30 protein-coding genes are annotated in these 25,509 nt (G+C 27.4%); 5 read left to right on the top strand and 25 right to left on the bottom strand.

The features are described from left to right. Positions 1-2: 2 nt before the first annotated feature. The 18 genes from ABGT36_RS02945 to ABGT36_RS02860 all read right to left on the bottom strand — a co-directional run bounded on the left by ABGT36_RS02945 (position 3) and on the right by ABGT36_RS02860 (position 16,103). On the bottom strand, positions 3-959 hold the full coding sequence (locus tag ABGT36_RS02945) for a glycosyltransferase family 2 protein (protein WP_346676746.1): 957 nt from the start codon (positions 957-959) through the stop codon (positions 3-5). Next, the gene (locus ABGT36_RS02940) at positions 949-1,923 is read right to left on the bottom strand and encodes a glycosyltransferase (protein WP_346676744.1); all 975 of its coding nucleotides are present in this window, start codon (positions 1,921-1,923) and stop codon (positions 949-951) included. Before ABGT36_RS02940 ends, ABGT36_RS02945 begins: the two co-directional genes overlap by 11 nt. 17 nt (positions 1,924-1,940) lie before the next feature. Continuing rightward, positions 1,941-2,957, bottom strand: coding sequence for a glycosyltransferase family 2 protein (locus ABGT36_RS02935; protein WP_346676742.1), 1,017 nt, complete (start codon positions 2,955-2,957; stop codon positions 1,941-1,943). A gap of 131 nt (positions 2,958-3,088) precedes the next feature. Then, positions 3,089-3,493: a DapH/DapD/GlmU-related protein gene (locus ABGT36_RS02930; protein WP_346676740.1), complete on the bottom strand. Its 405-nt coding sequence runs from the start codon at positions 3,491-3,493 to the stop codon at positions 3,089-3,091. Between the two features lie 132 nt (positions 3,494-3,625). Then, complete coding sequence (locus ABGT36_RS02925) at positions 3,626-4,612, bottom strand: glycosyltransferase (RefSeq protein WP_346676738.1); 987 nt, start codon at positions 4,610-4,612, stop codon at positions 3,626-3,628. A 1-nt stretch (position 4,613) separates the two neighbouring features. After that, positions 4,614-5,042, bottom strand: a complete 429-nt coding sequence (locus tag ABGT36_RS02920; RefSeq protein WP_346676736.1) for a hypothetical protein — start codon at positions 5,040-5,042, stop codon at positions 4,614-4,616. 38 nt (positions 5,043-5,080) lie between these two features. Beyond that, positions 5,081-5,419, bottom strand: a complete 339-nt coding sequence (locus ABGT36_RS02915) for a glycosyltransferase (protein WP_346676734.1) — start codon at positions 5,417-5,419, stop codon at positions 5,081-5,083. A 254-nt stretch (positions 5,420-5,673) separates the two neighbouring features. Beyond that, complete coding sequence (locus ABGT36_RS02910) at positions 5,674-6,567, bottom strand: glycosyltransferase family 2 protein (protein ID WP_346676732.1); 894 nt, start codon at positions 6,565-6,567, stop codon at positions 5,674-5,676. Continuing rightward, positions 6,557-7,672: a glycosyltransferase family 1 protein gene (locus tag ABGT36_RS02905; RefSeq protein ID WP_346676731.1), complete on the bottom strand. Its 1,116-nt coding sequence runs from the start codon at positions 7,670-7,672 to the stop codon at positions 6,557-6,559. Before ABGT36_RS02905 ends, ABGT36_RS02910 begins: the two co-directional genes overlap by 11 nt. Further along, the gene (locus ABGT36_RS02900) at positions 7,669-8,787 is read right to left on the bottom strand and encodes an EpsG family protein (RefSeq protein ID WP_346676729.1); all 1,119 of its coding nucleotides are present in this window, start codon (positions 8,785-8,787) and stop codon (positions 7,669-7,671) included. Before ABGT36_RS02900 ends, ABGT36_RS02905 begins: the two co-directional genes overlap by 4 nt. Then, entirely contained in the window at positions 8,784-9,866 is a 1,083-nt protein-coding gene (locus tag ABGT36_RS02895; RefSeq protein ID WP_346676727.1) for a glycosyltransferase family 4 protein, read from the bottom strand. Before ABGT36_RS02895 ends, ABGT36_RS02900 begins: the two co-directional genes overlap by 4 nt. Further along, positions 9,863-10,483 (bottom strand): sugar transferase, encoded by a 621-nt coding sequence (locus ABGT36_RS02890; protein WP_346678617.1) that lies wholly within the window; start codon positions 10,481-10,483, stop codon positions 9,863-9,865. The genes ABGT36_RS02895 and ABGT36_RS02890 overlap by 4 nt, the downstream gene beginning before the upstream one ends. Positions 10,484-10,522: 39 nt before the next feature. Continuing rightward, a complete protein-coding gene (locus ABGT36_RS02885) occupies positions 10,523-11,035 on the bottom strand; it encodes a hypothetical protein (protein ID WP_346676726.1) in 513 nt (170 codons plus the stop codon). Between the two features lie 1,194 nt (positions 11,036-12,229). Beyond that, a complete protein-coding gene (locus ABGT36_RS02880; protein ID WP_346676724.1) occupies positions 12,230-12,496 on the bottom strand; it encodes a PqqD family protein in 267 nt (88 codons plus the stop codon). Continuing rightward, positions 12,483-13,601, bottom strand: a complete 1,119-nt coding sequence (locus tag ABGT36_RS02875; RefSeq protein ID WP_346676723.1) for a radical SAM/SPASM domain-containing protein — start codon at positions 13,599-13,601, stop codon at positions 12,483-12,485. Before ABGT36_RS02875 ends, ABGT36_RS02880 begins: the two co-directional genes overlap by 14 nt. After that, the gene (locus tag ABGT36_RS02870) at positions 13,598-14,452 is read right to left on the bottom strand and encodes a hypothetical protein (RefSeq protein ID WP_346676722.1); all 855 of its coding nucleotides are present in this window, start codon (positions 14,450-14,452) and stop codon (positions 13,598-13,600) included. The genes ABGT36_RS02875 and ABGT36_RS02870 overlap by 4 nt, the downstream gene beginning before the upstream one ends. Before the next feature lie 47 nt (positions 14,453-14,499). Continuing rightward, positions 14,500-14,919 carry a hypothetical protein gene (locus ABGT36_RS02865; protein WP_346676721.1) on the bottom strand — a complete coding sequence of 140 codons (420 nt, stop codon included), beginning with the start codon at positions 14,917-14,919 and terminating at the stop codon, positions 14,500-14,502. A 59-nt stretch (positions 14,920-14,978) separates the two neighbouring features. Then, positions 14,979-16,103 (bottom strand): tyrosine-type recombinase/integrase, encoded by a 1,125-nt coding sequence (locus ABGT36_RS02860; RefSeq protein WP_346676719.1) that lies wholly within the window; start codon positions 16,101-16,103, stop codon positions 14,979-14,981. Between the two features lie 256 nt (positions 16,104-16,359). Here ABGT36_RS02860 and ABGT36_RS02855 point away from each other — a divergent pair, with 256 nt between their 5' ends. From ABGT36_RS02855 to ABGT36_RS02845, 3 genes are all read left to right on the top strand, one after another. Then, a complete protein-coding gene (locus tag ABGT36_RS02855) occupies positions 16,360-16,749 on the top strand; it encodes a hypothetical protein (protein WP_346676717.1) in 390 nt (129 codons plus the stop codon). Positions 16,750-16,825: 76 nt separating this feature from the next. After that, entirely contained in the window at positions 16,826-17,935 is a 1,110-nt protein-coding gene (locus ABGT36_RS02850) for a radical SAM protein (protein ID WP_346676715.1), read from the top strand. Continuing rightward, a complete protein-coding gene (locus ABGT36_RS02845; RefSeq protein WP_346676714.1) occupies positions 17,922-18,209 on the top strand; it encodes a PqqD family protein in 288 nt (95 codons plus the stop codon). Before ABGT36_RS02850 ends, ABGT36_RS02845 begins: the two co-directional genes overlap by 14 nt. 77 nt (positions 18,210-18,286) lie before the next feature. On the opposite strand, the gene ABGT36_RS02840 is transcribed toward ABGT36_RS02845, so the two are convergent. The 4 genes from ABGT36_RS02840 to ABGT36_RS02825 all read right to left on the bottom strand — a co-directional run bounded on the left by ABGT36_RS02840 (position 18,287) and on the right by ABGT36_RS02825 (position 21,017). Continuing rightward, entirely contained in the window at positions 18,287-18,757 is a 471-nt protein-coding gene (locus ABGT36_RS02840) for a S24/S26 family peptidase (RefSeq protein WP_346676712.1), read from the bottom strand. Between the two features lie 155 nt (positions 18,758-18,912). After that, a complete protein-coding gene (locus ABGT36_RS02835) occupies positions 18,913-19,287 on the bottom strand; it encodes a RidA family protein (protein ID WP_087303370.1) in 375 nt (124 codons plus the stop codon). A gap of 3 nt (positions 19,288-19,290) precedes the next feature. Further along, positions 19,291-20,472: a PatB family C-S lyase gene (locus ABGT36_RS02830; RefSeq protein ID WP_320078555.1), complete on the bottom strand. Its 1,182-nt coding sequence runs from the start codon at positions 20,470-20,472 to the stop codon at positions 19,291-19,293. Positions 20,473-20,555: 83 nt separating this feature from the next. Continuing rightward, positions 20,556-21,017, bottom strand: coding sequence for a MarR family transcriptional regulator (locus ABGT36_RS02825; protein ID WP_087303374.1), 462 nt, complete (start codon positions 21,015-21,017; stop codon positions 20,556-20,558). Between the two features lie 350 nt (positions 21,018-21,367). Here ABGT36_RS02825 and ABGT36_RS02820 point away from each other — a divergent pair, with 350 nt between their 5' ends. Beyond that, a complete protein-coding gene (locus ABGT36_RS02820) occupies positions 21,368-21,961 on the top strand; it encodes a rubredoxin-like domain-containing protein (protein WP_087303376.1) in 594 nt (197 codons plus the stop codon). A gap of 44 nt (positions 21,962-22,005) precedes the next feature. Here the strand turns inward: ABGT36_RS02820 and ABGT36_RS02815 are convergent, their stop codons facing one another. Continuing rightward, on the bottom strand, positions 22,006-23,013 hold the full coding sequence (locus tag ABGT36_RS02815; RefSeq protein ID WP_346676710.1) for an aldo/keto reductase: 1,008 nt from the start codon (positions 23,011-23,013) through the stop codon (positions 22,006-22,008). A gap of 117 nt (positions 23,014-23,130) precedes the next feature. Here ABGT36_RS02815 and ABGT36_RS02810 point away from each other — a divergent pair, with 117 nt between their 5' ends. Beyond that, positions 23,131-24,000: a LysR family transcriptional regulator gene (locus ABGT36_RS02810; protein WP_346676708.1), complete on the top strand. Its 870-nt coding sequence runs from the start codon at positions 23,131-23,133 to the stop codon at positions 23,998-24,000. Positions 24,001-24,019: 19 nt separating this feature from the next. Here the strand turns inward: ABGT36_RS02810 and ABGT36_RS02805 are convergent, their stop codons facing one another. Then, the gene (locus tag ABGT36_RS02805) at positions 24,020-24,364 is read right to left on the bottom strand and encodes a hypothetical protein (protein WP_346676707.1); all 345 of its coding nucleotides are present in this window, start codon (positions 24,362-24,364) and stop codon (positions 24,020-24,022) included. 124 nt (positions 24,365-24,488) lie between these two features. Further along, a complete protein-coding gene (locus ABGT36_RS02800) occupies positions 24,489-25,433 on the bottom strand; it encodes an Rpn family recombination-promoting nuclease/putative transposase (protein WP_346676705.1) in 945 nt (314 codons plus the stop codon). Between the last annotated feature and the right edge of the window lie 76 nt (positions 25,434-25,509).

Genomic DNA, 25,509 nt, shown 5'->3' with positions numbered 1-25,509 from the left:
CTTTATCCTCCATATAATTTTTTATGTAATTTAGGTAAATATCTTAATAAAACTAATCTGATTTTTTGTTTTATTCCTATTTTCGTACCTTTTTTCATTAAAATCGAATATGCAAATCTATATCTTTCTTTTGCCAATTTAAAACAGTCAATATTTTCACTTGTTTTAATCAAATTTTTTTCCATATTTGATACAGCAACATATAGACTTAGGCACGCCTCATTTCCATATGGTTGAATACCATGCTCTATTAAAAATTTAGCTCTCAACCAAACAGCTTCAATAAAATCAAAATAATTTTTATTATATTTTGATTGTTCAATAATTCCACTATCTCTAGTTAGATACCAATAACCATTTTCCCCTGTGAGTACAACACTGTTGGCTTTATATAATAATTCATGATATACAAAAGTATCTTCATAATATTTTCCTTTAGGAAATCTTATATTATCAAATAATCTTGCATAAAATAATTTATTACATACAGATGGTTGATTTAGAGTTTTAAAACGATCAATACCATTATAAATAGTCTTTTTATTTACAGGACAATAAAAAGGGGATTCTATCCCCTTTTTATTAAATTTAATTATATTGCATATGGCAATTTCACTTGAAGCATCTAACGCACACTTTAGTAATGATTCAATGGTATTTTCAGAAATATAATCATCACTATCTATAAAACTATAGTAAGTGCCATTGGCTATATCTATCCCTGCGTTTCTTGCATCAGATAACCCGCCATTAACTTTATGAACAACTTTTATTCTATTATCTTTTAAAGCAAAACTGTCACAAATTTCAGATGATTTATCTGTTGACCCATCATCTACCAAAATTATTTCTAAATTTTTATATGTTTGATTAATTATGCTATTAACACATTTTTCAAGATAATCTTCAACATTATATATAGGTACAATTACAGATACTAATATATTTTTACAATCCAATTTTTAAACAACTCCTTATCTTACATGTTAATTTAAGAGATTTTTCCGCTAATATCAGCCATACCCTTTGCTTTAAATTATTAATTTTTCTAAAACTTTTTATTGGATATTTTTTACAACAATCATTTAAATAACTCCAGATTTTCTCTTTAGTTTTTTTATCTTTAATGTATAGAGCCAATTGTCCTTGATAAATAATAGTGAACCATAAATTTATTTTACTTTCCCTTTCCAAATCAGGAAAATTTTTACAAATATATTCATGTCTTTGACATTTTGCTTCTACCGATTGAAGACGACTACACGCATTTAAAGAATGCATTACAGAGCTATCTTGCTGACAATATGCGTATAATTTATTTGGAATATGCACAAGTTTATTAGCTTTACCTATTACTTGATAAGTCCAAAATTCATCATCTATTTTCTTTCCTAAAGGAAATAAAATTCCATCAATAACCTTTTTTTTATATAATTTATTCCAAATAAGTTGTCTAAAAATATTATCTACTATATTTTCATGCATTGCTTCCATTTTTGAATATATTCTGTAATCACCTATTTCACGATCCTCAAAATCAATTTCATCATCTTTTGTAATATCATAGCCACATTCAACAATATCAATTTCATCATTATATGAAAAAACTTCATATAATATTTGATACATTTTTGGCGATATGTAATCATCACTATCTATAAACGATATAAAATTACCACTTGCAATTTTTAATCCATTATTTCTGGCAGCCCCAGCTCCCATATTTTTTTGATGGATAACTTTTATTCTATCATCCTTTGATAACCATTTATCGCATATTTCTGGACAACCATCAGGTGAACCATCATCAACTAGAATAATTTCTAAATTCTTATATGTTTGATTAACAATTGATTTGATACATCTATCCAAATATTTTTCAACTTTATATACAGGAATTATAATACTTATTAAATCTCCCATACTATTTGTCTTCCTTTTCATATTTGATATTTTTTATCTATCTTTTTTACTTTTGCATAAATAAAATGTACAAAAGTATAACTTTTGGGCCATATTGAAACCCACAAAGAAAACATTTTTATTTTAATTCCACAGTTACTCTTAAAAATAGTAACTAATTGCTTTTTTAATTCTCTTCTAATTTTTTTTCTATATGTATAAATTAATTCCTTTTGTTCTTTTAATGACAATGTTGAAATATTTATAAGTTGGTTTATGTAGCGTTTATAAACAACATTATAAATTTCTAAATTACCTGCTGTTTTATTCAATAATAGTTTCAAAACTTTTAATGGATCTTCTAGTTTATTCTCATTTAATTTTGAAGTTGATGCTGAATTTTTTCTAAGAATATAATGATATAAGCAAACATCCTCATATATAGACTTATTAGATTTGTTGAATAAATAAAAATTCATTAATAAATCTTCATTTATTTTTATGTCAAAATCCATTTCTTTTATTAAATTTGTAAATAACTGTCGCTTAAATAATTTATTCCAAAGACCAGGTTCAATATATTTTCCTTCTAACAAATCTTTTAATCCTTTATCTTTATTTTGTTCAATTATCATTTTTGAATTATAATAATAATCAACATGACCATCTGGAAAATTCATTTGATATCCACAATGTGAAATATCAGCTCTGTATTTTAAAGCATTATTCAATAAATGCTCATACATATATTTTTCTATTTGATCATCACCATCAACAAATCCAATGTACTCTCCTTTAGATTCTTCTACACCAAGGAGTCTTGCTTTTGACACACCTTCATTTTTTTTATGAATTACTTTTATTCTCTTATCAAAATTAGAAAAATTATCAATAATTTTTCCGGTATTATCTGTTGATCCGTCATCTATAACAATAATCTCAAGATTTTTATATGTTTGCCTTATAATACTTTCTAAACAGTTTTCAATATAGTTTTCTATGTTATAAGCAGGCACAATAACACTAATCAATGGAAAATAATTTAAGTTAGTCAATGTACCCAACTCCTTTGTCTAACTCTTTTATCATTTGGTGTTTTTTTTCATCAGTCAACTTACCTCTTAAAGTATAATCAATGTCATATATTGGAGAATTTTCCATATTTCTTTTATGTTTTTCTATATAATCATTTAGAGAGGCAAACAATTTTAGCAGGATTTCCAACAACAACACTATTATCCGGAATATCTTTAGAAACTATACTATTAGCACCAATAATAACATTATTACCTATTTTAACATTAGGTAAAACAACTGTTTCTGCACCAATAAATACATTATTTCCAATTGTAACTTTACCTATTTTAGTATAATTTAAAAACTGTTTTGTACTTGCATCATGACATAAGATATGTACTCTTGGTGCCATTGTGACATTATTACCTATAGATATTAGCCAACAATGTGATGGATCTAAAATAACACCATTCAGTCTTTTGAAATTTTTTCCAACTGTCATTCCCATTGAAACTAATTTATCTGTTGTATATTCTCCACGTAATCTGTAAACAATTTCTTTAACAAATCCCATTTTATTACCTCAATAATTTTATTAACATATCTTCTACAGCATGAGTGGTTTTTTTAGTTGAAAAATCCTCACCTCTTATAACTGCTTGCTTTTTATAATATTTTTGCTTTGACTCAGATTCTAAATATTCTTTTATACCGTTAACACGCGATCTAGTGTATTAGGAACTATTATTCCATATTCATTTTTACCTAACATTTCAGTCATTCCTGCAACATCGGTTGTTAATACAGGAATACCGAGTATAAGGGCTTCTGTAGCGGCTGTACTAAATCCTTCAGCATACGAAGCACATACAAATAAATTACTATGTTTTAAATATTTATACGGATTTACTTGATACCCCAAAAGAAAAAAACTATCTTCTAAATGATAGTTTTTTATATGTTTTTCCAACTTATTTTTATCAGGTCCAATACCTAAAATAATTGTTTTTATTTTAAATCCTTCTTTTATTAAACGCCTATGAATATTTAATATTCTATCAAAGCCTTTACTATGTAGTAACTTTCCTATGCCACAAATATAGAAAAAATTTTTTTCAAAACTTATATCCAGTTTATTATCATTTGCTAATTCTTTTATTTTATTAGTCTCGTTAGTATTATATAAAACAATACATTTTTCTTTTAAAGGAAACAAAGAACAAAAATCATTTTTTACTGAATTTGAAACACAGACAATTTTATTAAATTTTTCATAACATTTTTTTGCTTCTTCATAACTCCTAAAAGATCTAGAAGCATTTTTTTTATCATATTGTTGTATATGTATCCATGATACTAGCTTAGTATCTCTATTAGGGCACCCGCTGATAATTCTTGCTGATGGACCTTCTAAATATGAAACAACGATATCATAATCATCTTTTATAAAATGTTTATATAAAGAAGCCGGTGTAAATATTTTTAAAAGATGAATATTTCCTCTAAATATATGTTTAAAACAATATTTATATTTTATATGCTTCTTTAAAAATTGTTTATTTACACCAGTATCAAATATAGTCATTACTGTTATATCAAATTTCTTTTGATTCATATTATTCACTAAATTAACTAATACTTTTTCTGCGCCACCATGTTCTAGACTATGTATCATAAAAAGTATTTTAATCATTTTAAATACCTCTTTTTTTCTTAAATTTCATGAGAAGCCTATATATCCAATATTTAACTCCATAATCGATTAAATCATAAACAAAAAAGCAATATATTTTTTTTGTTCTATTCATATTATACTTTTCAAAAAAATAAAAAATTTTACTACTTCTTAAAAATTTTCTTATTTTCCAATTTTTCAAATTCTTTTTTGAATACTCAAGCGCTTTCTTTTGTTCGTCATCTTTCCAACTAAATTCACCATAATGATGTGCTATTTGACAATAACAATCAAATGAAATAAAAGAAATATTCATTATTCTTTGAGTATTTCCAGTATTTCTAAATTCAGGAACATGTTCCTTTATAACTTGAGTATTTCTAATTGGACATGCTATTTTATCGATAAAATCCATAGAAAAATCTAATATTTTATAGTCATCTAGCATTTTTTTTACTAATTTATTTTCTTTTTTTGCACCACATCCTAACCCAGTATTAATTTGATATTGATTTTGAAAGAAAAAAAAGCATCATTATTTTTTAATAAATCATCTAAGGATTCATATAATTCAACATCAGTATCAAGATATATACCTCCATACTCGTATAATACTTTCAATCTTATTACATCACTAACAAAAGCCCACTTCTTATTTTTATAAGCTTCAATAACAAATGGTGAAAATGATAAATCAATATTTTTTTCATTCCATTCCATAATTTTATATTCTGGCATATACTTTTTCCAAGAATTTATACATTTTTTTATTATTTGTGACTTTTCATTTCCTCCAAACCAACAATAATGAATTATTTTTTCCATATTAATCCCCACTAACCATAAAATATTACATCTTAATATCTGTTCTATTACTATATAGATTAAATAATCAACTATTCCTTCTTTTCCACATAACATCATCTAGCCATAAAAATTAACATATATCTCACTGGTTTTACTAGAAATGTCTCTTAAAAAAATTTTATTTCTTAAAAATAATCTTTCATAAAAAAAATTGATACCATTTTATTATCTAATCGATTAAAAAATTTATTTTCTAACTATTTATTGCATAGCTATTTCAAATTATTACATGCCTTTTTAGTCATTAATTTAAATATAAGCCCGATTGGCAAGCAAGTTATAGTCATTAATTTTTTTGGAGACTTTTTAATAAAATGTTTGTCTTTTGCTAATAAACTACTAGAAACATAGTGAATATTATCTATAATATTTCTCTTTAGAGAATTATTATATTTCATATAAAATTTTCTTAAATATGCAAAACCATTTGGATTATTATAGTATTGTTTCCACATATTATTAGATGACCCATCTTCTTGATACTCAACGTTACATAATACTTCATTCAAAACTAACAATTTATAATCCTGATCAATCAAAATATATTTATAATTCAAACCAAAATATTTTTCTCCCTCGAATACTGGGTATTCAGGATATTTTTTTATTACATCTGTTCGATAAACCAGTTTTTTATCTCCAGCACCACCAGAATTATAATATCCTGATAATGTAGTTTCTTTTACATTTCCTAAATCTTTACCTATTAAATTACCATTTAAATCAGCATCTAAACCAATAATTCCTGCATAACAATCTTTTTTATTCTTATTCCAAAAGTTTAGTATTTTGTTTACAGCATCACCTGCTAAGCAATCATCAGAATCTATACATACATTTAATTCAGTGTCAATATTCTGGTATGCAACATTATGAGCCGTATGCATTCCACCATTTTCTTTATAAATATATACAATTTCAAAACCATAATCATCTTTAAGCCATTTATCTACAAGTTCTTTAGTATTATCAGTAGAACCATCATCTATAATCAGCCATATAAAATTTTTATTTTGTTGTCTTTTTAAGCTGTCTAATGTTCTAGGCAAAGTATGGGCTCTATTATATGCAGGTGTAAAAATAGTTAATTGTATTTTATTTTCCAATCTTGCTCACCTCATTTAAATAGTAATTTTCTAACCACTTTGCATTAGAAGAAATATCATAGCCATTATTAATTATTTCAAGACTAGTATCTTTTCTATCAAAACTATTTACAAAATTAAGTATTTCTTTGGCCCAGCTATATGCTGATTTATCCAATGAGATAGAAACTACATTATCAGTTAAAATACACTGATCAGATACATTATCAGACTTAATAATCGGTAATCCACTAGCCTGTGCTTCAATTAACGTTACCGGTAATCCTTCATACAACGATGGAAACACAAATACATTCATAGCCTGCATCAATTTATTAACATCATTTCTTACTCCCATAAAAATCACTTTATCTTCCAAGCCTAAAGAAATCACTTTTTCTTGAATATTTATTTTTTCAGTACCTCCACCTACAAGAAGTAATACTGCTTTAAAATTAATCTTTAAAACTTCACTAAAAATATCAATTAAAAAATTATGATTTTTCGGATATGTAAAATTACCTACATGTCCTATAACAATCTTATTTTCTAAACCTAATTCTTTCTTTATTGCGATAGAATTTTTTAATGAATACTTATATAAATTTGTATCAATAGCATTTTTCAATATTACATAATTATTTCCTGAAAACATCCAATCTCCAGCTTCTTGTCCGCAAGCAAAAAGATTAGTTGCATATTTCGGTATTTTTTTCATATAATATTTTTTTATTAAATATTTTATATTTTTATTTTGGCTGCTACTATGACTATGTGCAATTCTAATAGGTACATTATTCTCCATTGCTACTTTTAAAGCTATAGAACTCATACAGTCCTGGTGCACATGAACAATTTTATATTCAGGATGATTTTTAAAAAAATCATTTAATTCTTTGTGATACTTAAAACTAAAAGGATTTAATCTTGATATACGATATATCTTACCTCCTAAATCCAATATTTCTCTATCATAATCAGCTTCAAAATCACGATGCACTAAAAAATCAAATTGAACTTTTGATCTATCGATATGACGATAATAGTTCATTATCATAGTTTCTAATCCACCACGTCCCATATAAGTAACTACATGTAATATTCTTATTGGTTTTTGAACTGTCATATTACTTCTCCTATAAACTGAACTATTCCTTTTTTAGAATAATTATAATTAAACCCATTGTTATCATATAAATAGAAACCACAAAAACATATAGCAGCAGTAGTAAATAATATTGTTACTGATTGTCTAGTAAATAATTGTCTTACCACCCATGGTAAAGAACATATCACACCAATTTCAAAATAATTAGCACAGCGTCCAAACATATTTGCCCCATTTTGGGTTCCCATAAGCATAAACATCAATGATGCAATGCACATTTGAATAAAAATGCTGTTCTTTCGATCTATATTGTCGTTAATCCTTCCTTTGAAAAATAATGCTATCAACGGAACAACTGCATAGACTGCAACTCTTAAAATATTCATCTGATTTCCATCAAATACTTCTTCAAGCGGGATATCTTTTCCTATCTGATCGGCAACTTCCAGAAATGATGAAATTGTACTCTGGAATGTATACATAACTGCTATCGTAATTCCTAACAAAATAAATGTTCTAAAACTCCATGGTTTAGTTGCCAGTAATGGCAAAAAGAAAAATGTCCAGGCATATGTATGAATCAGCCCAGCTAAAAACACGATTAGATAATATTTAATATATTTTTTTTCAAATAATGCCGGTAATGCTAAGGTAAGTACCGACATTGCCAATGCTTGTTTCTGGGCCGCTAGTGTCAGCATTAAAGTTCCTATCGCTGTATATAAAAACATGCTGAATGCAAAATTTTCTGGATCGACATTTCTTTTGATAAACTGAACATTTAATGTATTCACGATAATGGCACAGATAATAAAAAAGACATTTACATTATTTGTAAATGTTTTAACCAGTGCCTGAAAACCATAAAATAATGGATTTTCCAATAATGCTAAATTGGATGTATCTGCTAAAAACAATCTGATCGTAGTAGAATTTTGAAATCCAGCAATATAGTTTTGAGTATCATTATAACTAGTTCTTAGACCCGCAAATAGTATTAAAAATATTAATAAAATAATTAAATATATATCCCAATTTCTGGTTTTGCCACTATCAGCATATTGAATTGCAACTCTTTGTGACATATAAGCCAAACCTGTAACTATGGCTAAAATAGCTAACAGCATCGTCATAGCATCAACTCCTTATATGTTGTTTCTACTACAGTTGTTTTATCAAATTCCATCTCCATAAATCTTCTGGCTGTTAAACCCATTTTTTCTTTTTCATCAGCAGTCAATTGATAAAACTGTTCAACTTTTTCAAATAAACTTTGCTTATTTTTTGCTTCAATTAAATATCCACTCTTATCTTCAATGACCCCTTCTTTACATCCTGTTATATTTGATACAATTACTGGTCTCCCCATTGCTGAAGCTTCCAGTATTGTATTGGCCATTCCCTCATGATAAGAAGGCAATAATAAACAGTGACTTTTTGTTAAAAAAGGTCTGACATCTTCTTGAAAGCCATGATAACTAATTATTCCCTGTTCATTTAATTCATTTACAATATCTTTATATTCATCTTCAAAAAAACCAACTAAATCAAAAATAACTTTTTCACCATATAATTTTTTCATTTTTCTAGCAGTATAAAAAAGCTCATCAATTCCCTTTTCCTTCATTATTCTCCCTACAAAAATAAAATGAATCACATCATCCTGAGGATATTTTTGATAAGAATATCTATCTAGATTAACACCTGCTCCATGCAAAACACATGCTTGATTTAACTTAATCAAGCTATTATTGGTAAAAACATTAGCATCTCCCTGATTTTCAAAAAATACCCTTTTAGCATATTTCAATGCCCTTTTGTATAAAATTGAAACACACATGGCTAATGTCCTTCTTTCAAAGGCTGACCCAAGCCCTTGGACATTAGCATAATAAGGAATCTTATAATGCCGACATAACATACCACTATAAATATTGGGTTTGATTGAATAAGTTATTACTTTGTCCGGTTTTTCTTCCAGCAGTATTTTCTTATAATCCTTCATCAGTTTAAGATCAGAAAAAGGATTGATACTCCGTCTTTTCATCTCAATTGGAACACAAGTACATCCCATATCTTTAAAATCCTGCTCATGGCCTACAAAAGGCATTACCAGTACAACTTCATTTTTTTCATCTAACAATTTTTGAATCAATTCTCTTCTAAACTGATAAAGCATATACGAATGATTTGTAATTACCATTATTTTCATGATACTTCACCATCCTTTTTATGAAGTTCACCAGTTCCTCCTTCAACAACACCATCTGATTTAAGCACTGATGTTATTGTTCCAAAGAAACATTTCAGATCAAATAAAAAAGAGATACGCTTAACGTATTCTCCATCCAATCTTGCTTTTACTGGTATTTCCAATTCATCTCTGCCATTGATTTGAGCCCATCCTGTTAATCCAGGTTTAACATTATTAGCCTGATATTTATCTCTTTCAGCAATTAAATCATCCTGATTCCATAAAGCTGGCCTTGGTCCAATAATTGACATTTCCCCTTTTAAGATATTAATTATTTGTGGCAATTCATCCAAAGAAGTTTTTCTTAAAAAATGACCAGCTTTAGTAATATACTGATCAGGATCAGCTAACATATGAGTAGGCATATCTTTAGGGGTATCAATATACATTGTTCTAAACTTATAAATATTAAAGTTTGATTTATTGATACCTATTCTTTTTTGTTTAAACAAAATTGGTCCTTTACTATCCAGCTTTATCCAGATACATAAAATCAAAAATACCGGGCTTAAGATAATCAACCCACATAATGACAAGACAAAATCAATTACTCTTTTAACATATCCCTTATAAATCATAATATCCCCTCAAAGTTATTCTTTATAAAAATATATTTAAACTGTCTTATTTTTGATTTCTAACCCTAAGCATATGTCATAATTATCAAAAGAAAATTTATAATTAAAAAAAGCTAATCGTTTATGACGATCAACTTTTCTAATCAAATCTTCTTTTCCTATCAATGGTCCTTCTTTAACAATAATTTTTCCATTTTCGATATCCCCAGTAGAATTATCAATAACTGTTGAATTAAACTTATTTAAAAAACCTAGATCGTGCTTTTGTAATTTAACTAAACGTATCTTATTATGATTATTTAATTCAAAGATTTCCTTGCATTTACTAAGCTTCTTCTTAAATAAATCCAAATCAATCATTTCCATAAATATATATCCCTTTATAATATCAACTTCATATAACTTCCAGTCTTTTCCATAATTCTTTAACTGTTTTCTTCTCAAAATAAAAGACCTTTTTAAACAATCGTTAAAAAGATCTGAATTTAAGATATCTAATATTTTATTTTCATTCTTATAATCGATTTGTAATACAAATCCATTTTCCATAGCTACCTCCTAAAGACAGCACAATCCCAGTGGAACTATTAAAGAATATAGTTCCACCGCGGTTTTACTATGACCATTTCAAATCCATAACATGCGCTAAGTCAGTGATTACTTCATCAAAAATATTGTACTGAAGTTATCCTAGAATAGTTTAATCTAAGATATTTTTTTAACTTCTGTTCCATTATAGAGTAAAAAAATATAATTTTCAACGTAATATTTTGTTATTTTTAATTGATATGTGATTTATCATTAGCAAATAAAATTAAAAAAATGATTTTTTTATCCATGACATCATCCTAGAATAAACTAATCTAAGATGTTTTTTAGTAAAAACAGATAAAAATGAAAATATTTGTAACATAATTTTGTATAATTCATAAATTTATATTTTTTTATAATTTTTTGTAAAAAAATTGTAAATGTAATTTATCATTCACAAAAATTTAATAATTTTTTATGATTAATCTCACAATTATTTCATCAAAAATCTTAAATTTATAACTAATTATTTCAAATAATATAAATGACTTATTAATAAATTACCTATATCACATATCTTCAATAAAACATTCAGACAATAGTTTTATATAATAGAGCTAAAGAAAAATAAAATATTTCCGTCCTTCACATTGCACCGTACATATCGATTTCATATACAACACTACATTATATACTAATAACAACTATTTTAGATAGTATTCTAGGAGATTAAACCTGATTGATCCACTTTTCTTGTAGCTGGTAATATGCATTTAATAAAAAATTCACTATATTTCCATTTGCTTGTTTGTACTAACTTTAAGTTAACGAATAAATAGATTTCCCTTATTTAATAACTGCTAGATTCTTTTTTATCTTGCCAAGTATTTTCTACTGCTTAATAATAATTATTCACATCTTATGTCTTAATTACTATCCAAACATATTCATGAATATCTTCATTCTTCCGATTTTAAAATAATTAGCATTTTCCTTTTACTACTTGATTAATTCACGTAAACATTTCTTGCCTCTTGCTAAACTGCCTCTTTCATTCATAACATTACTTGCTATTAACGACTTACAGTTCATTTCACTCGATGACAAATACCTATGCTTATTTCCAACTTAATTGATGCCATAGTTGCACAATAATACCCCCTTACAATTAAATTATTAACTAAATGGGGGTTATTAAAAAATATATTAATCTTAATATTCTATCATTTTTGCTTTTTTTAACGTATCTAAAAAACCGAGTACATCATTTCTTGCCTGTTCTTCTCCAACATCGAAATTTTCTAGTACTAATTTCAGCATATCTTCTGGAGTATCACATTTTTCCATATTTTCCCAAATAAACCCAGCAACTTGATTAGTACTTATGAGACCATTAAAATATTGTGCTGTCTCACCAGTTGGAACAATTACTACTTCTCCAATGATATTTTTAACAACATAATTTTTATTTATCTTCATTTGTTTTTCCCTCGTATTCTTCTAATAAATCTATAAAATGATCCGTCAGTTCACAGTAGTAGTCAGGTACTCCCTCTATTTTACCTGTTTCAGCATATGCAGCAGCTGCACATCTTCCACAAAGAATTCTTTTTTTACAATCATGACATTTTCTAGAAAGTTTTGAATTTGATACATGGTTGACTAATTTTTGCCAAGATTCAGCAAAATTATTTTCAAAAATATTGATTTGATAATCATATGTAAAACTACAAGCACTCATTGTACCATCATAGTTAACCCAAAAAACACTATTTCCCGAACGACAAGTATATCCTTTTGTATAATCAGTTTTTTGTTCATATGTTCTATAAATATTTAAAATATTTGAAACATATTCTTTCATTTCTTCGGGTTTTCTTTTTAATTTTTCAAAATTAAATTTTGCTTGAGCAGCTTGCTTTGCTGTTAATCGATATGCCACATTTGAAATATTATTTTCTCTTAATGGTGGAAACATATAATATCCCATATCGATAGGCAAATCTAAATCTACTGCTATCTGATAAATCTTTTCTTGTTCATGAATATTTAAAGGCGTTAAACTACAATTAAGTTTTATATCAATATTTTTTTCTTTAAGCAGTTTTATACCATGCATTACTTGAGTAAAACCTTTTGGATTGTTGCATAATTTCTCATATGTTTCATCACTGGCACCATATAAAGTTATATTTAAACGTCTAGGCGGATCAGAAGCTAAATAATCTACAATTTCTTTAGTGATTAGTGTACCATTAGTATTGATTGATACAATTATACCTAGTTTTTTTAAACCAAGATAAAGTTCTTTGAAATGTGGATATAAAAAAGTTTCACCACCTGTAAGCAACAAAAATAACATGCCAGCATCACTCATCTCTTTAGCCACTTTTAACCATTCTTTATATGAATGCATTGGAGCATGAGATTCCATTTGCTCTTTAGTCATTTTCGCAAAACACATTTTACAATCCATATTACATAAAGGTAAAAGTTCAATGTTCCCGGCTATTGGGATTCTTGCTAAATCAGCTTTGTTACAAATCCTCTGTTCAATTGGATTTAGATAATTTAGTGGATTCATGATTTACCTCCTAATGTTTTTTCTAAGCATTCAATTGCATTTATATCTTTAGTGCACCAAAAATCATACATACTAATGTGTTTTGATATATCTGAAATAATATCAAAAGCACTATTTAAAAAATTGGGATTAAAAAAATTAATTGTTGTTTCACTAATTAATTTTTTTATCATATTCTTTTGATCTAATTTTTCAATATGATTTTCTGGTGATTGATATAAATATATAATAGCTTTTAATGGCTTTGATATATTTTCACAGATATCAGATGATCCACATATAGGTGTTCCCATTGCATAATAAACATCATCTATCTTTTTGATAATAGCTCTGTCTCCGTTTACAATAGTAGAATTTTTATATTTTTTCCATAAATTAGCCTGAGTACTTTTACCAGTTCCACTAGGAGCACTAAACAAAATAGCGTAATCATTAACAACGATATATGAACAATGTAATACAATAGCTTTATGGTTAATTAAAACTTTTTCAAAAGCTAAAGCATTGAAAATACAATAATTTTCATTCCTTTTAAATGAATCAATAAACCCATGATTTAGATAGATCATTTTTTTATCATCTAATTCTCTATACATCATACAAGGAATATCCCAACCTAGAAAATAATGCAGTCTATCCTCATGATTATCTGATTTAAATACTATTTGATTACCATCATTATAAATCTGTTTTCCCATTGGTTTTAATTCATCGACGACTTGTAATTTATAATATTCATCAATGCTATCAGTCTTATCACAGGAAAACTTATTAATATATTTATTCCAGAATATTTCAAATGGCGATGATATTTTTATAATACAATTTGCAATCTTAAAATAATAATCCATAGAATTCCTTTCAATATACAAAAATAAGAAGAAATTTAAATTTCTTCTTATGATAATTGATATTTTTCAGCAAAGCTCAAATCAATAGTTGTATCATGCATAATAAAAGCACCGTCATTAGCCCAAAATCGACTATCGTGTTCTTTTTTATGCTGAGAAAAATCTTGATCCCCAGGGTGACTCTGTAACCAGTTTTGTCTATTACATCCGTCTTTATATGCACAAGCTTCAAATTGTGTATGGAAAATATCGCCCTCAGCACTGCCAACACCAGGATTAAATTTAACAACACAAGCACTTTGTGAATCTAAAAACATTGTGTTGTATTGAGTATTTTGATGTCCTGGAGATTGACAACGAACTCGTGTTGGTTCAACTTTGTAAATAGGTTCTTGACATGCAGCGATATATTGATTTGCAACAAATGTTTCTGCAAACATCAAAGGACTCTCATATTTCATCTTCACGATTTTCCCCTCCTCATTTCAATATAATTTTTACAAATAAGATTATACTAACCTTATTGTTATTCTGATTTAGGAAAAGCTTTATATAGAGCATCTCTTTTATTTGATTCATTTATATGAGTATAAATGTTCATTGTAGTTGTAATATTTGAGTGCCTTAAAATTTCTTGATTAGCTTTTAATTCGGCACCACTATTAATTAGTCTTGTTGCTAAAGTGTGTCTTAACATATGAAAATGAAAGTGGATGCCGAGTTCTTTTGAAATTTTCCATAATGTGTATTCTAACTGTTTAGGATTTAAATATTTTCCATGTTTATCACTAATTACATGTTTGTGAGGATGAATTTTAAACCAATTTAAAATTATTTCTTGTAAATCTTGATGGAAAGGTAATACGGATTTAGAAGCTTTTGATTTCATTTTTGATGAAACTGTTAATTCCTGTCTTGTTTTATTAGCGTAAATCATTTTTTTAGAAACATATATCAATTGATTATCAAAATCAAAATCATTTTTATCTAAAGCAAATACTTCAGAAATTCTTAATCCTGTATAACGGCCTATATATAAAGCGATTATATAAGCATTTCTTTTATCTGAAGGTTTTTTTCTTAATTCATCAATAATGTTAAAGAAATCTTTATCTTTATAAACTAATGAATCTCTAGTTCTCGATTTATTTTTTCCTGAAATATGAACTAAATGTAATGGATTTTGATCAATATAGTTACACTTAATGCCAAAATTTATAATTACATTTAATATATCTTTTAATTTATGATTTGTATTAATACCTATATTAGCATTTTCATTAAAAAAAGATTGAAATACTTTATAATTGATTTCACAAATCAAAATGTTACCTAATCGATTTTTAATATGCTTTTGATAACGGTTGTTATAATCAATAATGGTATTGTCTTGATAATAATATTTAGCTTCTAATTCTAGCCACTCTTCAAATACTTGATGTAATGTTATCTTATATTTTTTTATATAGTTTTGAGTTGTATTTAGTTCAATCTTTTTTTTCTTTTCATATAGTTGTGCATCTTCATATGATAAGAAACCACTTTTAGAAAACTTTTTTCGATTTCCACTTAATGAATCTACATAATTAAAATAAACCTGGTATGTAAAACCGGTCCTTGATTTCTTACTTTTTCTTTGTCTTATGCTCATTTTTTTCTCCTTTTTTCTTTTGTTTTTGAATCTTTTTTGTCACTGTTTTTTTTTAAAAAGGTAACAAAATTCTTGATATTAGAATTTTATCAATCTATAAATTTATAAAAAAGAGAAAAATTTTTCGCATTTTTTTATTAAATATATAAAATATGTATTTTTGTTATTCTTTTTAGGAATTATCAGTTGCAAATGAAAAATAAGAGTAGTATAATCTTATTTGTAAAAACTATATTGAAATGAGGAGGGGAAAATCGTGAAAACGTATGTAAAACCTATGCTGCAAAGCGAAACCTTTGTAGCCAATGAATATATAGCTGCTTGCTGGAGAATTAATTGTAACGTTCCAACTGGTTATGGTTTTATTGACAAAAATGGCAATGATAAATACGACAAGGGTGATGAAAAACTTACAAATAATGGTGTTTATGGATGCGGTGTATGGCACAATGGAGTTCAAGGAGTGCCAGGTGACGGTCCAAAAGCAAATGCTATGTGGCAGCCACAACGTCTTGGTTGGTTCGGATATGAGGATAATGGCAAAGCATATGATGTTTATTATTGGTCAGACGGAGATGGACAAACTCATAGACATTTTTCAAAAGTAAGCGATGCTCAATGGGAAACAAATCCTAACGCTTCATAGTAATTATGACTATAATAAATTAATTTTAATTAATTTATTATAGTCTTTTTATACATTAAGGAAAATATAAGATAATATGAATTTATCAAATAATGAATTAAAAATAGAAGAAAGATTGATTATAAAAGCTACTCAAGCTAATATACCAATTAACGGCACTATTGAACTTACACCTTTATGTAATATGAATTGCAATATGTGTTTTATAAAACTAAGTTCTGAAGAAATGCATAAAATAGGGAAATTAAAGAGCGCAGATGAGTGGCTTAGTGTTGCTAGTCAAATGAAAAAAGCTGGAACATTATTTGTATTAATTTCTGGCGGTGAACCATTGCTACATCCTGATTTTAAAGAAATATATCTTGGCTTACTTGATTTAGGGATGATTGTTACAATAAATACAAATGGGACTCTTATAAATGAAGAAATATCAGAATTATTTAGAAAACATAGACCTAGAAGAATAAATGTTACTTTATACGGAACTTGCAATGAAACATATAAAAAACTATGCCATAACCCCCATGGCTTTGATCAAGCTATAAATGGCATTAAGCTTTTATTAAAAAATAATATAGATATTAAACTTAATGGAACAATTGTTCCTGAAAATCAGCATGAAATAAATAATTTTATAAAGATAGCAAATGATTTTGGACTTTATATGAAAATGGATACATATATCTATCCTTCTCATAGAGAAAGAAATTGTTTATTTCAAGAAGAATCTCGCTTAACCGCAGAGAAAGCAGCATTAAAATCTATAGAAATTAAAAAGAAGCAAAAAACCAAAACAGAATATGATAATTATAAAACAATGGTATTAAAAAAATTAAATTCAGTAGCTTACAATAAAAACGACTCTATAAATTGTCGGGCAGGAAAAAGCGCTTTTTGGATAACATGGTATGGAAAACTTACTCCTTGTGTGTTTATCAATAATATTGGGATAGATGTTTTCAAAAATGATTTTAACAACTCTTGGCAATATTTAATAAATGAGACAAAAAAGCTACATTTACCAAAAAAATGTCTCAATTGTTCAAAAAAAGAAGTATGCCAGGTTTGTTTAGCTGCTGTTTATTGCGAAACAAATAGTTTTGATAATGAACCACAATATATGTGTGAATATACAAAAAACATACTTGAAAAATTGAAAATGGAGAATTCAAATGAAAAAAGTTAAAGATTTTTTATGTAGAGAAATCGCAGGTGAATATATCTTAATTCCGACAGGAAATACTACAGAAGAATTTAATGGAATGATTACCCTAACAGAAACAGCTGCTTTTATTTACAATCATATTGAAGAGGCTAAAACTTTTGAAGAGTTAATAGATATGATTTTAAAAGAATATCAAGTTGATAGAGAAACTGCAACTATAGATGCGATTATTTTTATAAATCATCTTTTACAAGAAGGATTAATTGCTTTAAGTGATAAAGATAATAATTGGTAAAATAATAGGATTGAGATAAATATGTATCTTAATCCTATTATTATACTTCTAATCAAAACTTTATAGCAAATAATAAACTAGTTTCTAAAAATATTTTTCAATTTAGAATACCCCCATAAGACAGATCTTCTAAACGGTATCATTCGAATCCATATTTTTTCAAAGAAAAACCACCAAAAATTACCTTTAGTAATAACCTTGCCATTCCTGATTATTTTATAAATAATACCAAATACTTGTTCTGGTTTGATTGGTCCTTCAATCACTTTTTGTCCATCACCAACTAAAAATAAATTACCAGATTTATCAATATGATGAATACGATGCATTACGTACTGTCCATTAATTCTCTTAAAAAAAACCATATCCCCTTTTTTAAAAGATCTATCAGGCTTAGAAATTATGATTGTATCACGATGATGTATCAAAAATGGGGACATTGAACTACCAGAAACCAATAGACTTACATCACGACCGGTATTAACAATATCTATTAAAACCGGTAGATACTCATTTATATCAACTTCTCTTATTTTTCTTTTCTCCATAAAATTTATCACCCTTTTATCATATAAAAACAAATATCTTTCATATGAAAGATATTTACAATGCTCATATTTATTATGATTATATTCTATCTTTTGTCAATTATTAAACATGTATTTTAACAAAAAATCAGCATCGATAATGATGCTGATAACAACTATTTACTTGCAATTACTTCAACTTCAATTAAAGCGCCCTTTGGTAATTTCCCTACCTCAACAGCACTTCTTGCTGGAAATGGTTCTACAAAATATGTTGCGTAAATTTCATTTACAGTATTAAAATCTTCCATGTTATCTAAAAATACTGTTGTTTTTATAACATTAGAAAAATCCAATCCTTGACTTTCTAATAATCCTTTAACATTCTTTAATGCCTGATGCGCTTGTGCTTCGATTCCTTCTGGCATTTCATTAGTTTCTGGATTTAATGGGATTTGTCCTGAAAAGAAATATAAATCACCAACATTAATTCCTTGACTATATGGTCCAATTGCTCCTGGAGCTTTATTTGTTTTTACTACATTTTTCATTTTCTATTCTCCTTTAAACTCTTCATATAAACGATCTAATGCTGCTTGTAATACTTTTGTAGGTGTTGCAATATTAACTCTTTCAAATCCTTGTCCTTCTTTGCCAAAGACATATCCTTCATCTAAGTATAAATTAGCATGTTGCATTCTTTTTTCTAATTCTTGATAAGTTAAACCATAAGCTCTAAAATCAAGCCACATTAAATATGTACCTTCAAGTGGTGTAACTTTAACTTTTGGTAAGTTTTTATTAATAAAATCAACAACTAATTGATAATTAGTATATATTAATTCCTTAAATTCATCTAACCAGGCCTCACCTTTACTATAAGCCAATCTAGTAGCCTCAAAAGAAATAGTATTTAATGAATGGAAACCTTTTTTACCTTGTTGACTAGTAAGTTTTTCTCGTAACTCAGGATTTTTAATAATAATATTAGAACCTTGTAACCCTGCAATATTAAAACTTTTACTAGGAGCGCTGCAAGTTATTGTAATATTTTCAACTTCTTCACTAATAGTTGCAATTGGTGTATGAGTAAAACCAGGCATTGTTAAATCTTCATGAATTTCATCAGATAAAATAATAATATTGTTTTCTAAACAAATTTGAGCAATTTTTGTTAATTCATCTTTTGTCCATACTCTACCAATTGGATTATGAGGACTACATAAAATTAATAAAGTATTTTCTGTTTGTTTTGCAAGTTCTTCAAATTTATCAAAATCAATTTCATAATGACCATCATTATTGATTAATGGACATTTCACTACTTTACGACCATTGTTTTCAATGGCTTTATAAAATGGATAATATACTGGGGTAAAAATAATTACACCATCAGTTGCTTCAGTATAAGCTGCTACACCATCACCTAAAGCTGGAACGATCCCATTAGATAAAACAATCCAATCTTTTTCAACATGATAATTAAATTTATTTTTCATCCAGTTAATAACAGCATCATAATAATCATCTTTTGGTGATGTATATCCCAATACTGGATCATCTTTTAAAAACTCAATTAATCCTTCTTGAATTTCTGGTGCTAATTTAATATCAACATCAGCTACTGATAAAGGGGCAACCCCAACAGGTACATCAGGATTAATAGCTTTCATTTCTTGCCATTTTCCAGATCCTTTATTACTACGATCTATTAAAGTTTCAAAATCATATTTCATCGTCATTCCTCCATTTCCTCCCTATTGTTAAGGTGCTTAACTATAGTATACATAATATCCTAATTTTTGCAACAAAAAAGAACCTAAAAAGATTCTTCCAGGTCCCTTAAAAACTCTTTATTCAATGCCTTTTGTACCTTAATAAAATTCAAAATCTCCTCATTGCTTAAATCCTTTAAATCCTCTTGATAACGACTATAAATCATTTCATCCAATTCACTATGTAAATCAATAATCGATTTACTAACGTCAGTCAAATACAAATTATATTCGCGATTATTATGAGGATTTTTAATTCTAGAAACTAATTCTTTTTGCTCTAGTTTCTTTAAAATTTGACTACTAGCACTCAATGTTTTCTTTAATTCTTTAGCAATCTTTGAAGCAGTAATACCAGGATTTTGGCCAATAATTTCTAATGTCTGGGTTTCTACTGGATATAACATGATTCCATTAAACTGGCGTGGTTTATTAGCATATTCTTGCATAATATCAAATCCTTCATCAACCACGGTAATTAATTGTTCTAATAATTTGCGATCCATTATCTCACCCCTAGCTCTTTAATTCTAACAAATATAATTTTTAGATGCAAATTATTAAAAATTAAAAGAACGAAAATAAATCGTTCTTTTAAAATAAATATTATAATTCTTTAGCTAAATCCCAAACTTGCCAAACAACATGTTTTAAATTACCAACAAAATGAGCATCTTCTATTAATACATAAGATACTATTTATTAAATTCCTCTTTTCTTAATTATTAACAAACTTTAGAAAAAATATTAAATTATTTTTAATTTTCAAAACAATTAAAAAAAAGTGCAATCGAGTTGACGATACAATAAAAAATGAGTAAAATTTAGATGGATAAAAAATTAGGAGGATAAAAAAATGGCAAAATTTGTATGTACAGTTTGTGGATATGTTTATGAAGGAGATGCTGCTCCTGCAGAATGTCCAGTATGTCACGTTGGAGCTGACAAATTTAAAGAAGTTGAAGGAGAATTAACTCTTGCAGCAGAACATGAATATGGAATCTATGCAAAAACAGTAAAAAACAACCCAGATATTTCTGAAGAAGATAAAAAATACATCTTCGATCAATTAAAAGCTAACTTCGAAGGTGAATGTTCAGAAGTAGGTATGTATTTATGCATGGCTAGAATCGCTCATAGAGAAGGTTATCCAGAAATCGGTTTATACTGGGAAAAAGCTGCATGGGAAGAAGCAGAACATGCATCTAAATTTGCAGAATTATTAGGTGAAGATTTAGAACCTAACATGAAAGCTACTACTAAAGATAACTTAGCTTGGCGTGTTGATTGCGAATTCGGAGCAACTGCTGGTAAAGTTGAATTAGCTACTTGTGCTAAGAAAAACAACTTAGATGCAATCCATGATACAGTTCATGAAATGGCTCGTGATGAAGCTAGACATGGTAAAGCTCTTAAAGGATTATTAGATAGATATTTCGGTGATAAATAATTCTAATTATTAAAATAAACAAAGTATGGTTTTGCCATACTTTGTTATTTTTTTCTCCAATTATTTGAGAATGTTTTTTTCTCACTTTCAACATTACCACGATGTCCATGTACTGTACAAGCATCTAGAGCTGCTTCTAATTGTTTAAACTCTTCATCAGTTAATTCTACATTCATCGCATTTAAATTTTCAAGAATTCTTTCTTGATTTTTAGAACCAGGAATTGGTACACAATTAGGATATTTATGTAACATCCATGCTAATGAAATTTGCGCATTAGTTGCATTTTTTTCTTTAGAAAATCTATCTAAAACATCTAAAATTGGTTGATTAGCAACAATGTTTTCTTTTGATAACTGTGGTACCCATTTTCTAACATCATCACCTTCAAATTTAGTTTCCACTGTAACTTTTCCTGATAAAAAGCCACTAGCAATTGGTGAAAATGGCACAACACCAATATTATGTTTTAAACAATATGGGAAAATTTCTTTTTCCAAATCTCTTTCAACCATTGAATAAATACTTTGTACTGCTGTTACTGGAGTAATCTGATGTCCACGATTCAATGTATCTACATCTACTTGTGATAATCCCCAGCCTTTAATTAATCCTTCATCGATTAATTTTTTCATCACTTTCGCTACATCTTCAACTGGCACTTGTTCATTTAAACGATGTAAATAATATAAATCCACATAATCAGTTTGAAGATTTTCTAATGATTTATTTAAATGGCGTCTAATAACCTGTTCTAATGTTTCACTAGTTTGTAAATCTTGATCTTCAAGATGAAATTTAGTTGCTAAAACAATTTTATCTCTAAAAGGTTTGATTGCTTTTCCTAATAACTGTTCATTATGACCTAGATAAAACTGTTCTTTACCATAACCTTCTGCTGTGTCAAAAAATGTACATCCAGCTTCATATCCTTTACGAATTGCTTCAATAGCATAGTTTTCACTAGGAACTTTACCATAACCATGTGAAAAGCCCATAATTCCCATTCCTACAGCCGATACTTCTAAATTACCAATTTTTCTAGTTTTCATAACTGACCTCCATGTAGTTTAACTTTTACAAATACTATGATACTATATAAACATAGATTTTAACATTATATTATCTTTAATCTAGATTAAATAAAATTTATACTGGAGGTATTACTTGTGGAATTAACTCAATTGATCCAATTTAAAGCCATCGCTGAAAACAATTCAATTTCAATTGCTTCTAAAAAACTACATATCTCACAACCCGCTTTAAGTACTAGTTTAAAAAAATTAGAAACTGAATTAGAAATTCAACTATTCGATCATACTAAAAACAAAATTATTTTAAATGAAGCAGGAAAGATTGCTTTAAAACATACTAATTTGATTCTAAATCAAAGCGAAGTCATGAAAGAAGAACTAATCAATTATAAACAAAAATATCTTAAAACTAAAATCGGTTTTTGTGATCCAGGACCTATGTGGTATTGTGCTCCCTTTTTTTCATCAATCATTAATGAAATTCAATACGAAAGCTACTTATCAAACACTGATGAAATTAAAATATTATTAGATGAAAAATACGATCTAACTATTTCCAGTAAACCACTTAATCATTTAGAGATAGAAAGTATTCCTTTTGTCGAAGAAAGAATGTATTTATCAGTTGATAAAAGTCACCCCCTTGCTAAAGAAAGTTCGATTTCTTTACAAGATACACGCATTAAAAAAATAACACGTTTTTATATTCCGGGCTATTATTATACAAAGAAACAAAAACCTTATTGGGAAGAATTACAAAAAACTATCAATTTTACCATTTATACTGATTATTTCATATTTTGCCAGGCTTTAAATGATCCAAATGTCATTACAACAACTACCAGCTTAGTTAGGCACTATCGTCACGATGGAAACAATAGGGTTTTAATTCCTATTATCGATAACCAAATGAAAATAATGTATTACATCTCTTATTTAAAAATCAATAAAAACAAATTAACTCCATTTATAGATTTAATAAAAAATAGTGTTGTCAATATTTAAAACAACACTATTTCTAAATTTATCTTTTTATTGCATCTTTGATTTTTTCCAGTGATTGACTCTCTAACAGCATTTTAAAAATAATATCATACTCTTTTGCTTCTAGATCACTTAAAAAATTATCATCTTCATTGGGAAATTTTGATTTAAATAACTGAAGAGTTAGATTCTTTTTTTCAAGCAAAATCCCTTCTTCTTTACCGATTTCCATTCCTTCTTCTATTCCCTCTTTTTTCCCTTCTGCTTTTCCATTTTGATAACTCTCTTCGAGTTCCATTTCATGGGCATAAATATTCAGTTCCCGATTATATGCTGCTAATCTTAGTTCGTCGTCCTGATTAAATCTTTCCATCTTGTCTTTCATTATCTCAATCACCTTCGATTCTTTCAGTTTCATTTTCACAGTGGTTATCCAATATGAAAATATTTATAAAATACAATTATACTTAATTAGTACTTCATAGAATAAAAACTGCTAAATCGCAACTTTAAATTGACCTTTTTATTACATCTTTAATTTTTTCTAGTGATTGTTCCTCTAACAGCATTTTAAAAATCATATCATAGTCTTTTGCTTCTAGATTACTTAAAAAATTATCATCTTCATTGGGAAATTTTGATTTAAATAACTGAAGAGTTAGATTCTTTTTTTCAAGCAAAATTCCTTCTTCTCTTCCCTCTTTTTTCCCTTCTGCTTTTCCATTTTGATAACTCTCTTCGAGTTCCATTTCATGGGCATAAATATTCAGTTCCCGATTATATGCTGCTAATCTTAGTTCATCATTCTGATTAAATCTTTCCATCTTGTCTTTCATTATTCCAATCACCTTCGATTCTTTCAGTTTCATTATATCATCTGTTATTCCGTTTGCAAATATATAGATCGCTAGTTCTAATTCACTGAATTCATCTAGTTCTTTATACTGCTTTATGACATTGATATACGGCACTTGAACATATACTCGATTCATCAGATTATTCTTTTCTAATTTACCTTCTTTATTTCTACTTTGATATGTATCATAAAGCTGTAGATTATCACTATCTATATCATTGATAAAAATAATTTGATAGACTGGATTTATATATCTATATTTCTTTCCCTTTTTTTCCTGATATGTAAGCATTTTAGCTCCGTATAGTTGAAAACGATGACGTTGACTAACAGAAAAAGAAGAATTTTGCATCTCTATATCAATCTGCTCACCCGATGCAACAGTTACTCTAATATCTAAGATCATATCTTTATCTTCAACATGGTCACGACTTAAATCGGGATTCAAAACTTTGATATCCTGACATTGAATATTTAAAATACCTTCAATAAACAGTTTTAATAAATAACGACAATCGTAATCTTTATCATCAGCTAAAGAATATTTAAATAGAACATCACTTTTAAAATCATAAATCTTTTTATCTGTTTCTTTCATAAAAAACCTCCTTTGTTATTTATATACATTTACAAAAGAGGTTTTTTCTTTTATTTTTTCTAATTACCAAAATATT

The sequence above is a fragment of the Erysipelatoclostridium sp. An173 genome, assembly GCF_963931465.1.
Classification (GTDB): domain Bacteria; phylum Bacillota_I; class Bacilli_A; order Erysipelotrichales; family Coprobacillaceae; genus Thomasclavelia; species Thomasclavelia merdavium.
Note: the sequence above shows the minus strand (reverse complement) of the source record. Positions and strands in the feature narration are given on the sequence as shown.